The sequence below is a fragment of the Rhodoplanes sp. genome, assembly GCF_013377085.1.
Lineage (GTDB): Bacteria > Pseudomonadota > Alphaproteobacteria > Rhizobiales > Xanthobacteraceae > Rhodoplanes.
This window is the reverse complement of the sequence record NZ_JACAAX010000061.1, coordinates 13,908-28,142: the sequence shown is the minus strand read 5'-3', so window position 1 is coordinate 28,142 and position 14,235 is coordinate 13,908. Positions and strand designations below refer to the sequence as shown.

The 14,235-nt window shown below is 69.2% G+C and carries 1 protein-coding gene; it reads right to left on the bottom strand.

What is annotated here, in order from left to right:
- Positions 1–259 precede the first annotated feature (259 nt).
- Positions 260–14,158 carry a filamentous haemagglutinin family protein gene (locus HXX10_RS27260; protein ID WP_296526470.1) on the bottom strand — a complete coding sequence of 4,633 codons (13,899 nt, stop codon included), beginning with the start codon at positions 14,156–14,158 and terminating at the stop codon, positions 260–262.
- Between the last annotated feature and the right edge of the window lie 77 nt (positions 14,159–14,235).

Genomic DNA, 14,235 nt, shown 5'->3' with positions numbered 1-14,235 from the left:
GACGGAATCACAGCCCCCCGAAATCACTCACTCAATTTTCGGTCAGGCTCTCAGGACGGGCCCTCGTTGGGGCCTGCGTTCCTCGATTCCCGGAAATTCACTGTAGATTCCCAGCCCAACAGTGAATTTCAACCGGAGACGACTTCGATACAGACTGCCGGGCCCACCAATCCCACACACGCACTTAGATCGATTTTCCGGGTGACTGGCCCGGGCGCCTGTTGGTCCATCTCCGCCGACGTGGCTGCCGGCCCGGATACTATGGGCTGCCAGGCTGGCCGGACAGCGCGTTCAATCGATCCCGCTCCTCGACCGTCAGCCGACTGATCTGATGCTGGGTGAGCCGGCCGTTGCCGAGCATATGGACGGCGCTGTTCGGATCGTACCCGTCCAGACGGCTGCCGCGGTCTCGACGGTTGTCGGGCTGTCCCTCCGGCGTCCCGCCGTCGCCGCCGCCGTAACCCAGCACCTCGACGATGATGATCGAGACCTGATCGCCGCCGTTGCGGTTGCCGCCCGCCGGCTCGGCCGTGCGCGCCGTCGCCACCGCCGCGTTGGCGTTCGTGGTGAGGGGAACGGGCGGCGGAGCCGCCACGGTGGGCAGGCCGACCGACAGTCCCTGGACCTGGATGTTGAAGGCGTTCAGGATCTGCAGCGCGGCGATGTTGAGCGTGCCGGCGACCCGGATGCCCGCGGCGCCGGCGTCGATGGTGCCGCGCGGCGCGAACAGGTTGGCATTGCTCTTGGTGGGGTCCTGCCCCGGCAGCGTCACCAGCGCGGCGATGCCTGCGCCGGTGACCAGCCCGGTGGGATTGACCGGGCAATAGCCCGTGACGGTGCAGATCTCCTGCAGCGGCGACACGGCCGCATAGGTCTTCGGCCCCTCGCCGGCGATCAGATCGCCATTGGCCGTGAACAGATCGATGTCACCGCCCTGCATGGTCATGATGCGGCTCTGCCCGAGCTGGACGGTACCGTCGGTGAAGCTCCGGATGGTGCCGCCGGCGAGCGTCAGGATGCCCTCCTGGTTGGGAAGCAGCGTGTCGCGCTTGTTGCTGCCGACGAAGATGTTGCCGCCCGGCGACAGAATGTTGATGTCGCCGCCGAGCTGCGTTTCCAGGACCGAGCCGGCGAGCGTCATCGTCCCGGTCGATATGCGCGTCGCCGCCCCGTTGGTGCCGCTCCCGGTGCTATTGTCGGTGTAGCCGAGCGCCGCCGGGAACAGAGTCGAGATCGCCGCATAGGCGCGGGAATATTGACCGGCATACGGGCTGCCGGGATCGTTGCGATCCTTGCCGACCTGGATGAGGAAGTCGACGAAGGCGCGGTCGATCGCGAGCTTCTGGCGCAGCGTCAGCGCCTGCTGCCCCGCCGCCACGGCCGAGAAGACGGCGCCGGCGTCATCGCGACGGAGACCGAGAATGCCGGCGATCTGCCCGAGAAAGTCGTAGCCGATGTCCGTCGCCCCGGGCGCCACGTAGCGCGTGACCGCCGCCATGTAGTTGGCGTAGGGGGTCGAGCCGAAGACGCTCGCCAGCGCCCGGTCGACCAGACTGTTCTGCTGCGCCGTCGACAGACGGTTGAAATCGCGCCACGCGGCGCCGCGGTTGGTGCCGTCGCCGAGCATCACGGCGATCGGCGCGAGCAGGTCGATGCCGCTGGTCCCGGCCTGCGCCGGATCGACATACTGGGCGATCGTCGCCGCGTAGTTCACCTTCGGCTTGACCCCGAACAGAACGTAGATGTCGGCGCTCTGGCGCGGCAGATAGGGGATCGTTCTGATGGTGAGCAGATCGCTGTTGGTGACGAGGTTGCTGCCGTTGCCGACCGTCATCACCCCGGCATAGCCGTTGACGCTCTGCTGGAAGGGCCCGATGTTCTGTCCGGCCTGGAGCAGGAGCGTGCCCGGACCATAGAGGACGTAGTTGCCGCCGACGATCGAGTTGCCGGCGACCAACGAGGTGATGTCGCCCGGTTGGTTGTTCTGGGCCGTGACGGTGAGCGCCGAGAGGTTGTTTCCGGCTTCGATGTCGACGGATTTGATCAGCGTAATGCTGCCACTCACGTCGCGGCCGGCGACGATGACGGCCGGCGCACTGTCGTTGGCGTGCAGCGCCGTGGCGAGGTTGTCGAACTTCTGACCGAGCGGGCTGATATAGCTGCCGCTGGAGAACGCCGCCCCCCTGACAACCGCCCGTACGTAAAGCGACGAGCTCCCGGTCGCCAGATCGGGCATCTGGAGAGAAGAGAGGGTGATCGACTGTGCCGCGAGGAGGTCGATGCTGCCCGTATCGTCGCCCGTGGTGGTCGGGATCGGGACGAGCGAGCCCGAAGCCGTGATCGACCCGCTGAGCGCCGTCGCCTGCAGCGTGGCCGGGCCCAGGGTTCCGTGGTTTCCGGCCTGCACGGCGTCGTGATTGAAGAGGGTGGTGCCGGCTCCGAGGGTAAGCGTGATGTCCCCGCCGATGCTCGTCACCGAGACGCCGCTTTGCGGCCCGTAACTGCTGAAGGACATCCCGAACGCGCCGTTGTTGTTGGCGGTGCTCAGGCTGCCCGGCACCACCTTGGCGCCCGGCAGAACGTTCAGGAGCGTATTGGCCAGGACCTGCTCGCCGGCCGGATCGTCGGTCCCGAGCACCGACACCGAGCCGCCCGCGACGGCGCTGATGAAACCGCTCTGCACGCCCAGGATCAGGCCGAGCGCCTTGCCGGTCGGCGAGCTGGTCTTTCCGGTCGCGACCGTCCGTGCGGTGGCCGGGTCGGACGCGATCGTGCCGGCGACCCTGATCCGCCCGCTGCCGAGTCCGACCAGCATGTTGCTGCTGTTGAGGTTCCCGCCGGCCTGCAGCACCAGATTGCCGCCGCCATAGGCGACGAGACGCGCATCGTTCTTCGCGACGCCGCCGGTGACGACCAGCGTCTCGGGCAGCGACACGCCGATCTGGGTGATGTCGCCGCCCGCCGTCAGCGTCGCATTGCCGCCGCCGAGCGCACCGATGCCCTGGAAGAAGGTCGCGTAGTTGATCCAGGCGGCGGTCTGGCAGGTCACCGAGGCCGTACAGCCGGCGAACGGCGTCTGCGTGCCGTTTCCGGCTCCGAAGTGATAATACCAGTCCTCCCAGAGCTGCATCATCGGCTGGTAGGCCGTGCCGGTCTGCGTCCCGCCGGAATTGTCGACCGGCGTCTGGACGCCGATGATCGCCTGGCCGGTCGTGATCGTGACCGCGCCGCCGCCGCTCGCCCAGGTCGGCGTATTGACCAGGCCGTTGATGCAGGTGCCGCTGGTGCAGCCGCTGATCGAGCCCGAATTGACGAAGTAGGTGGCCGGGATGACCGGCGCCGTGAACCCGTCGGGGGTCGCGACCGCGGCGCCGGCCGTGTACACGGCGCCGGGCGCCGCGATGTCCAGCAGCTGGAAATTGCCGGCGGCCGCGATCGTGATGCTGCCGGTGCCGGTTCGTACCAGTGTCGGGATCTGGACGATCCGACCGGAGAAGTCGTAGTTCGGATAGGTCGTGTGGCCGTTGATCGTGACGTTGCCGGTCGTCGCGCCGGCCGTGCCGGAGACGGCGACCACGGCATCCGGATTGACGGTCGCGTTGCCGGACGTGAACGCGGCGCCGCCGACCAGATTGAAGGCGAAGGATCCGTTGTTGACGCCGGGGACCACCGACATCAGGCCCGCCGCCGCCGTGGTGTTGAAGTCCGCGATCGTCCCCGACATCGCCGGATTGTTGGCGATGCGGTCGGCGACCGGGATGGTTCCGCCGAAGGCGTCGCTGGTCTCGTAGAAACCGTCGCTCAGCGTCGCGTTGATGGCCAGATTGCCGGCCGCGCGCAGCGTGAGGACACCCGGCTCGCCGGCCGCCGTGCGATAGAACAGCGGCATGGTCTTGTCGACGACGAGCTGGCCCTGGTAGTTGGCATATTTGGCGAGCAGGTTGCCGAAGGCGTCGGTGATCAGGGTATTGGCGGCGACCGAGGTGCCGTCCGTGGCCGTGAAGGCGCTGGCGTTCTTCAGGCCCTTCACGGCGCCGAGATTCCAGTTGCTGGCGACCGTGATGTTGCCGCCGTTGACGCCGGTGCGGCCGGCCGGATTGGCCAGCACGACCTCGGGACGCAGATGCAGGATCGCTCCCAGACCCGGGCCCGTGAAGGATTGTGCCGCGAGCGCCCCGTCGGTGCCGGCGAAGGGGTTCTCGACGAACCCGACCAGCGTCGTCTGATAGAACGCGGTGTGCGGCGCATAGGCCGTCGTCGGCACGAAAATGCCGGTCCCCTGCGCCACCGTGTTCGGCAGCTGGAACGCGTTGCGTTGGCCGATGCCCGCCGTCTTGGTGACCGTCAGGCTGCCCGACGCGCCGCCGCCCGACACCGTGAGGGTCGGGGCGGTGGTGTATCCGGTGCCCGCGTTGGTGACGTTGATGCCGACGAAGATCAGCTTGGCCTGGGCCGTCGCGCTCGTCGCGCCCGAGGCGGACACGGTCAGCGTCACCGGCGCCGTGTAGCCCTGGGCGAGCGTGTTGTCGATCGTGACGCTCTTGACGGTGCCGTCGGCGTTCATGGTGACGCCGCTGACCGCCAATCCGGTTCCGGTCGCGCCCGTGAGCGTGACCGTGACCGGGTTCTGGGTCTTGGCTGAATCGCTGTAACACGTGAAGGTGCCGCCGCCGCCGCCGCAGGCGGTGCGCGACGTGGCACCGAACCCGGACCCGGTCGTCGTCGTGGCGACGGCGCCGTTCTGGACGTTCATCACGGCCGTCGCCGTGGCGCCGCTGCCGCCGCCGCCCGAGAACACCAGGGTCGGCACCGACGTGAACGTCGTCGTGCTCGCGACCGAGTAGGCGACCGTGTTGCCCGAGACCACCGTCCCGGCCACCCGCGCGCTGGTTCCGTCGAACCAGCCGGCCGGATCGACGATGCCGTCGAAGTGCTTCTGCAGCTGGGCCTGCTGCGCGGCCGTGAGCGCGTTGTATTGTGCGAGCGTCGTCACCGCGCCGCAGCCGCCGGGGATCAGGCTGCAGCCGTCCGCCGTGCTCCACGTTGCATAGGCGTCGAGCACCAGCCCGCCACCGGCCGTCGATCCATTGGTGACCACGCTCCCGCCGAAGCGGACATTGACCGTGTGGTCGTCGAGCAGCGGCGCGCGCACGATCACCTGCCCGGCCGGGGCGTTCGGCGCACCGCTGACGTCGAGCGTCGCGCCGGCCGCGACCCTGATCCAGCCGGAATTGGCGCTCGCCACCAGCTCGTAACCGAATGTCGGGTCGAAGGCGCCCGCGGTCGGCGTGCCGGACGTCCCGAGCGTGATGGTGCCGCCGTTCGGATTGGTCGCACCGTTGTCGACGGTGGAATAGGCACCGAAGGTCGCATCGCCCGGGCTGACGGCACTCGCCAGGAGCCTCGCGGTCGCGCCGATCGACACGCCGCCGACCATGGAGGTGGTGCCGTTGGCGGTCTGCGGCGTGCCGGTCCCGAACAGCGAGATCTGCCCGCCGCTCAGCCCGCGCGCGTCGATGACGCCGTCGACATTGACACTGCCGCCATTGGCGACGAGCTGGACGGTGTGCGAGGTGAGCGTGCGGCCGGCCGGCACGGCGATGTCGCCGCTCTGCAGCGTGACGGCGAAGCTGCCGGAAAAATTCGGCCCGCTGCCGTCGAACGGCAGGGCCCCGGCGAGGCGTCCGGCCAGCAGCGAGAAATTGCCGCCGAGATCGTTGAACGACGCCGCGCCGTTGAGCGTGCCGTTCAGCGTCGCCACGCCGGTCGACCCGTTGTTGCCAGTCTGGATCAGCAGCGACCCTGCATAGTTCGAATAGGGGTTCGACACGTCGACGGTCGCGCCGGCGGCCACCGTGACGTTGCCGATGGTTGAGATCAGTTGAACCGTGCCGCCGGGCGAGTCCAGATACTGGTCCATGACCGGATTGCGGGTTCCGCGAGCCGAGATCGTGGCGCCGGGATTGAGCACGACGTCGCCGACCGCCGCCGTGAGCGTCAGCTTGCCGCTCCAGGCGTAGATCGGGGCGCTGGTGTCGACGACCGAGGCCCCGAGCAGGGCGAGCGTGCCACCGATGGTGCTCGCCAGCGGATCGGGCTGCCTGGAGCCCGAGCCCTGCAGGATCAGATTGCCGCGCGTTGTCAGCGACTGCTTCGCGCCGGCCGCGACCACGATCTGCGGTGCCGACAAGGTGATGTCGGGAGCGCCCCAGATGTTGACGACCGGGATGCTGGTGTATCCTGCGCCGCCGCTGGTGAGCGTCGCCTGGCCGATGGTCGTACCCGACAGCGTGGCCGACGCCGCCCCGCCGGAGCCGCCGCCGCCCGTGATGGTCACGGCCGGCGCGTTCTGGTAGCCGGCGCCGCCATTGGTCAGGGTCAGCGACGTGATGGTGGCGAGCGTCTGCGCGGTCGCGCCGGTCCCGCCGCCGCCCGAGAACGACACGGTCGGGACCGTGGTGTAGCCGGACCCGGCCGAGACGACCGACAGGCCGACCACCCCGAGCGACGCCGTCAGGACGGCGCTGCTGCCCGTGCTGCTGGTGACGGAGACGGCGGTGATGGCGCCCGTGTAACCGGAGCCCGCGGACGTGATGTTGACCCCGGTGATGACGCCGGTGCTGTTGACGATCGCGGTGCCGGTGAAGCCGCTGCCGCCCGGCCCGGTGATGGTAACGGGATCGCCGTAATGATAGCCCGATCCGCCGTTGCTGACTGTGATCGACGCCACCCCGAGCAGCGCGGTCGCGCTCGCGCCCGATCCGCCCGCGCCGGCGACCGTGACGGTCGGCACGCTGGTGTATCCGCTGCCGCTGGTGAGGACCGAGACGGACCCGACATTGAACACCGGCGTCGCCGTCGCGGCGGTCGCTTCGATGCTGCCGGTCCCGGTGAACACGATCCCCTGGCCGGCGTTCCAATTGACCTTGGCGAAGCCGGCGAGGGTCTTGGCGCCCACGTCGGCCGTGATCAGCCCGCTGGCGTTCAGGGTCAGCACCCCGCCCGCCCCGACCGCGACGCCCGACGCCGGCCCCGAGGTGCCCTGGCTGTTGATCAGGTCGATATTGGTGGCGACGATGGTCGCACAGGCCGATACGCACGGACCGCCCGATCCTCCGGCGGTGTTCACGCCGATGCCGTAGAGCCCGGCGCCGTCGAGGGTCAGCGTGCCGATCGGATGGTTCGGATCCCCGAGCGTCAGCCCGTTCTGGTCGTAGAAGTTGAACCCGGTGCGGCTGCGCAGCGTGAGGGTCGTGGCGTCGGCGAACAGGGTCGCGAACTGGCTTTCGGTCAGGCTCAGGCCCGCCGCACCGGGTGGGGCCGCCCCGAAATTGATCGTGTTGGCCGCGATCGAATCGTTGCGGCCCTTGATGATCACGCCACGCGCCAGCGTGTTGCCGCCGGAGTCGAACAGGTCGGGCGCGATGGTGCCGCTTCCGCTGGTGTCGATGATGAGCGAGTTGCCGCCGTCGAGCGTCACGCCGGCGCCGGCCACGAGCTGGGTCGTGCCGATCGCCGTGCCGATCGCGATCTGGCCCGTGCCGGAGGTGGAGATTCGGGTGATGCCGATCGGGTTGCCGTTGGAGACGCGCAGCAGCGCGCCGTCGCCGCTCACCGTGCTCGAGCCGAGCGTGATGTCGCGGCTGGCGCCGGACGCCACGCCCTGGGCCCGGATGGTGCTGCCGGCATCGACGGTGAGGCCGGTGGTTCCGGGCTGCGAGACCAGGATCAGGTCGGGCCCGGTCAGCGGATGCGCGTCGTCGGTCGCGACCTCGAGATTGGCGGCAACGGCCGTCACGAATCCCGGCGCCGATGCCGACGCCGTGCCGCCGATCAGCACGCTGCTGGCGCCCAGCCTGCTCACCTGATCGGCATCGATAAACAGATAGCCGCTGTAGGCGCTGCGCGCCGTGAAGGTTCCATCCGCCGCGACCGTCCCGAAGCTGCCGAGCCGATCGCTGGCGGCGACGACGATGTTGGGCGCGGCGATGTCGATCTGCCCGCTGGCGCCCTGGATCGACGGCGCGAAATCGCTCGTCCCGGGTCCGAACTTGTAGGTGCCGCCGAGCGAGAGCGACGTGTTCGCGCCGATCACGAGCAGGCCGCCGTCGACCGGGAGCGCCGGGACGGCGACGCCGTTGGTCGCGGCGAAGCCCGGGAAGTAGCTCGTGCCGCCGGTGATGTCGATGCGCGAATACTGCTCCCAGACGTCGCTGGACTGCAGCTGGAACAGGGCCTGCCGCGACGAGCGGCTGCCGGTCAGGCTGTTGCCGAGATAGCCGGTCGCGTAGACCGAGCCGTCCTTCGCCATGATGCTCTGCGGGGCAGCGCCGAAGCTGCTCGCCACCTGCACGACGCGGTAGGCGCCCGGGAGGGTCGCATACATGCCGGGAAGCAGCACATAGGTCCCGGCCGCGATGCCGTTCCCACCGGTGAGCGTGACCTGCGTGCCCGGCGCGATCCCGGTGGAATTGGCGAGCGTGTCCGTCGAGTTCGGGGTGACCGACAGGCTCGACAGCGTCGCATTCGCCTTCGCGAGCGCCCCGGCCGTGACCGATTGACCCGAATAGTACGGAAAGGTGCTGAACACCGGATCATAGGCCGCGATCTTGGCCGTGTAGACCGGCACCAGCGCATAGACCTGGCGGCCGTCCGCGTATTGCGACTGGTAGGTGGTCGTGGCTCCGGACGCGCCGGTTTGCGTGTAGGGAATCAGCGCGTTGCGGGAGCCACCGGACCCGGCGATGAACTCGACGGCGTAGACGTCGCCGCCGCCGCTGGCGTCGACGATGCCGCCCATCTCGATCGTCTTGCCGTAGACGCTGATCGACTTGGCCGGCGGACCCATCTGCTGGACCGGACCGTTGGCCGTCGAGCCGCTGTCCTGTCCGTAGTACCAGAGCGTTCCGTTGATCGTGTTTCCGTATGGAATATCGAGGCCGCCGGCCGTGACCGCGGTGAGGCCGTCCGATCCGAACGTGACCTTCTGGGTGACCACGAGAGGCGCCGTGGACGGATACGTCCCGGTGGCGGCTCCGACGCTCGGGTCGAGGAGCACGCGGGTCAGGGCGTCGGTCAACTGGGTCGCCGACTGCAGTCCGATCACGATGTTGCCCAGCGGCGCCCACAGGGTTCCGTTCTGCCGAATGGTCTGGGCATCGAGCACGATGGTGCCGCCGGCGGACAGCGGTGCCGTGGGCGTGCTGTTCGGATACTGCTGGATGGTGAGCGTCGGGCTGGTATCGCCGGGCGCGGGAACGGCGGTCGACATCAGCAGGAACGCGGTGGCGGTCGCCGGAAAGATCTCCTGCGCCGTCAGCGTGAGCCGGCCGGGCGAGATCAGCGAGCCGCCGAGATTGGGGGTGGCACTGGCCAGCGCCGCGCTGCCGTAATTCGCCGGCAGGAGCCGCACCGGCCCGCTGCTGGTCAGACTGGCGGACCCGATATTGCCGAAGCTCAGCGCGCCCTGGAGATCGATCCATTGCGCGCCGATATTCAGGATCGCGTCCGCCCCCTTCGGGGCCGTCGGTCCCGTCGACGTCCCTCTCGGGCCGGCGAGACGCACGTAGCCGGCGGTGAGGTTGACGATCGACCCCACCCGCGCCGGCGCGTCGCTCAGCTTCGACAGGCCGTAGCCGGCCGGCAAGAGGCTGATCAAACCGCTGCCGGCGAAGAGGCTGAGCGTGCCCGGCAGGTTCACGCTGACATTGCCGGCGAAGCCGACGATTCCGACCGTGCCGGTGGGAGTCGACCCTTGCACCGTCCCGCCGGCCGCCAACGCCACCGAGCTCAGCCCGCTGTTGTTGAGCGTGTCGGCCGTGACGGTCACTTGCGTGGCCGGGGTGGCCGGGCCGCTCGGTGCGACCAGGACGCCGGTGGTGATGCCGGCGATGGTCGAGGTGTTCGGATCGTACGCGGATGCCGACGACGTGTAGTTCACGAGGGCGGCCGGAAGCGCGAATTTGCCGAGCGTCAACGTGCCCCCGACCGCCAGCGGTGCGCCGCCGGCGGCGGCAAGCGCGCCGCCGAGATAGACGGTACCGCCGCCGATCTGCAAGGTTCCGCCGTTGCTCCAGATGGTCTGCGGGGCGATGTCGCCTCTCCACGACCCCTGGCCCGGCACCGCGATCATCGCCGTCGTTCCGCCGAAGGCGATCTGCGACCCCGGCTGCACCTCCACGGTGGAACCGATCAGGGTGACGACGCCGCCGTCGTAGATCGTGCCGGTCGGATAAGCCGTCACCTTGGGATCGGGAACGAATGCGCCTGCGACGTCGAGCAGGCTCCCGGTCGCGACCGTGAGCGCCCCGGAGCTCAACAGATTAACGGTCCCGCCCGGCGCCGAGATGCCGCCGAGGATGCTCATGCCCGCCGACGTGGAGACCATCGTGACGGTGGACAGGGCGCCCGCCGCGATGCGGCCGTTCAATGTGATCGGCCCGTCGGCCACCATCGTCACAGTGGCACCGGGATCGGTGGTGACAGCGGCCCTGCTCCCGACCACGATGCCGGTGGACGTGTTCAGGAAGCCGTCTTGGGTCAGCGTCAGGCTGACCGGCTTGCGCACCGCATCGGGCGCCACCCCGAGCGGGACGAAGGACCGCACCGTCGTACCGGTCGGAAGGGCCGACAGGACGGCGTAGCTCGGCACCTGCAGGTTCGACTGCGTGAGCACCAGATCGGTGCCCGGCGCGATGCTCACTCCCGCGGGACCGATCAGCGAATAGGCCCCGAAGACATTGTTCGTGAAGAAGCTGGCCGGCAGCGCGATCGCCCCTGTGCCCGGCGCCGCACCCTGCGTTCCTATCGCGATCGAGCCGGTACCGCCGATCTGGATGACCGGCGCCTGCAGCGTGAAGGTGCCGCCACCATCGAAGCCCTGAGCATAGATCGAGCCTCCCATGAAGGTGTTGGCACGGTAGACGCCGTCCGTCGGTCCAGGTGGTGGCCCGGACAGGTTGGCGACGTTTTCATAGTAGAACGACGACCCGATCGGCAGTGTCTTGCCGTCGCCGAGCACGATCTGCGTCTTGGCCGTGCCGAAGGCGACCGGGTTGAAGCCGCCGACATAGGTCTCCAACGTGACGTTGCCGCCTTTGCCCCGCGGCAGCCTGTCCGAGCCGACCGAGAGTACGCCGTTCTTGCCGACATAACCGCCGCTCGAGGCGTCGATCGCGCTTCCCGGTGCCAGCACGATGCTGCGTGTGGCATCGGTATAGGCGACGATCCGGTACGTCGTGCCCGGGGCGGCGAGATCGACATTCAACGTCGTCGTCCCGCTGACGATGGTCATGACGCTCGACTGGACGGTGGCGGATGCCGTTGTGATGGTCACCGACCCGCCGTCGACATAGGCGCGGCCCAGCATCGTATCGGCGTAGGTGCCTGTGTCGTTGACCCAGAGGCCGCTCACGTCGAGACGTGCCGTCGGCCCGATCGTCAGATCCTGCTGCGTCAGCGATGGACTGATCAGATCGAAGACCGTGGACCCGCTCAGCGTGATGCTGCCGCTCCGGGCGACGAGGCTGCCGTCGATCCGCTCGACGTTGCCGAGCGTGATGCTGCCGCCCGGCCGCACCGCGAGGGTGGCGTCGGCCGACACGCTCAGCACGCTGGCGCCGGTCGCGATCGTGATGCTGCCGAAGCCGGCGGCCGTCAGCGCGTCGCTGAACAGCGGGAAGGCGGCGGTTCCATCGGCGAGCCGCGCCAGCGTCGGCGACCAGGACTGGCCGATCTGGAAATTGGCGAGGCCGAACGGATCGCCCGGCGCGTCGGCGGACGGTTCCAGGAGCACCGTGTAGAGGGGCGCCGACGAGCTGGTCTGGGTGGCGAAGCCGATGGTGAGCCTGGCGCCGCTGGGCATCGGATCGAGCCCGGCGCGTTGGCGCGGTCCGGCGACGAGGTCCGCCGTGAACGAGTTCTCGAGGATCGGCGCGACCGCCGTTATGCTGGCCGTGCCGGCGTTGCTGCCTGCGATGTAGGCCGGGTAATAGAACCCTTCAGGCCTCAGCTTGTTGGTGAAGGTCTCGGAGACGTTCCACCGCCCGTGATAGAGCGCGGTTCCGGTCGTCACCGTGTAGCTGAGGCCGGGATCGGCTTTGCCGATGTCGTAGACGCGTCCGTCGGAGCCGAGCAGGCGCGTGGTGTTGATCGTCCCGGCGGCATACTGGACGAAGCCGCCCGACAGGTCGATCGACGAGCCCGGCCGCGCCACCACGTTCTGCCCCGCCACCATCACGAGGTTGCCGCCGACCGAGAGAAGCCGGTCGATCGACTGCGGGGTCGTCCCGGCATAGCCCTGGAGGTCGAGGATCGGCGACCCGACCCATTGCAGCCCGTCGGCCCGGGTGCCCTTCAGCCGCATGTCGACCGTCACGGTGGTGCCGATCAGGCTGCGCGCCAGCGGCGTGTCGGCGACCTCGTTGGCCGTGAGCTTCAGCGTCAGCAGATAATCGGACGCCGGCAAAGTGACGCCGGCGATGCCGGACAGGTCGATCGTACTGCCGGACCCGAGCGCGATGGTTCCTCCGGTGCCGAGCGAGGAGTCGGCGCCGGTCGCCACCGGACCGGCCTTGAGCGTTACGGCGGCACCCGGGGCCTTGACGAGGGCGCCACCCAGTCCAGGTCCGTTGCCCTGGATGTCGATGTCGCCGGCCGCCGTGAGCGTGATCTGCGGCTGGATGTTGGCGGCGACGTAGCTGGGCGTGACGGTGCTGGTCGGGACGGCGCTGCTCGTCTCGTCGGGAAGGATCGCGATGACGCTGGCCGGACCGAGCACGATGTTGCCGATCGCGCCGTTGCCGAGCGTGGGCGCGCCGGCCGTGTCCAGGGTGACGGAGCCGGGTCGGCTGGTACTGGTGGTGACGAGGATGCCGCCGAGCTGCCAGATGCTGTCGCCGACCAGCGTGACGGCGCCGTCGTTCGACACGATCAGGCCCGTGTTCGTGACCAGACCGCCGTTCGGGCGCGCCGTCGCGCCGCTCGTCAGCGACGGCGGCGCGATGTTCGGGAACTTGACGATGTCGCCGTTGGCATCGACCACGACCGAGGCCGTCGCATTACTGCCGCTCGCCCGCGTATAGCCGCCCGTGGCCGGCCTCACCGTCATGGCCGTGCTCACGCCGGTCGCGGACGTCGCGGGCTGGGTCAGCACCACGGCGTTGGACGCGGCGAGGATGACCTGGCCGTTGGTGCTGGTGAGCGTCCCCGCATTGGTCACGGCGGGGCCGATCAGGGCGACATAGCCGGTGCTCATCGCGGTGCCGGTGCCGTTGACCGTGATGCCGGCGCCCGGCTGCACGATGATCGAACCGCCGCCCGCCGACCCCGCGGTCTGATCGCCCATCGCGAAGACGGCGGAGTTGCCGATCGCCGTCGAGGGGTTGCTGTTTGTGTCCACCGCGCCGGCGACGTAGAGCCCGTTCTGGGCGAAATACGTGTTCGCGGTGTCCTCGTTGGGCGGTACGAAGAACGAGGTCGTGGTTCCCCCGGACGTGACGCTCGTCAGGACGTATTTGGGATTGTTGGCGGCAAAGGCTCTCGCACTGTCGCTGCTGGCGATGTCGTGCGTGGTCGCGATCAGCGAGCCCACGTTCACCTGGCTGCCGGCGCCGAAGATGATGCCGTTCGGATTGATCACCAGGACGGTGCCGTCGGCCTTGATCTTGCCGAGAATCTGGCTCGGCAGGCCGGTCGCCGCGATGCGGTTGAGCGCGATCCAGCCGGGATTGCCCTGCTGGTCGAACACCAGGGTCGTGTTGCTGCCGATGTTGAACTGCTGCCAGCTCATCACCGCCTGCGGAGCGGTCTGCTGGACCGTGACCGTGATCCGGCCGTCGCTGGTCGTCGACGTCGGCAGGCCGGCATTGATCCAGAGATTGGCGTTCTCGCCGGCCTGTGGAGCGGCGAGGTTCTTCGGCACCCGCGGATCGACGATCAACCCGCCCGGCGACAAGCCGTCGGTCACCTTCGGCAGAACCGGCGTCGCGACCGCGCGGGCCGCCGCCTGCGCGGCCTGCGCGGCCTGAGCGGCGCGCTGGAGCGACTGCAGCGAGCGCTGCGCGAGGACCGCCGCCTGCTGGGTGGCGCTCTGCGCCGCCGCGGTCGCGGCCGCCGCCGCGGAGGTCGCCGCCCCACCCGTGGCGACCGAGCTGCGCAAGGATTGCGCGTCGGCGCACGAGGAAGCGAGAATCAACGCGGCCGCGCTCGCACCGGCCAGCAGCAGGGACCGGCGAC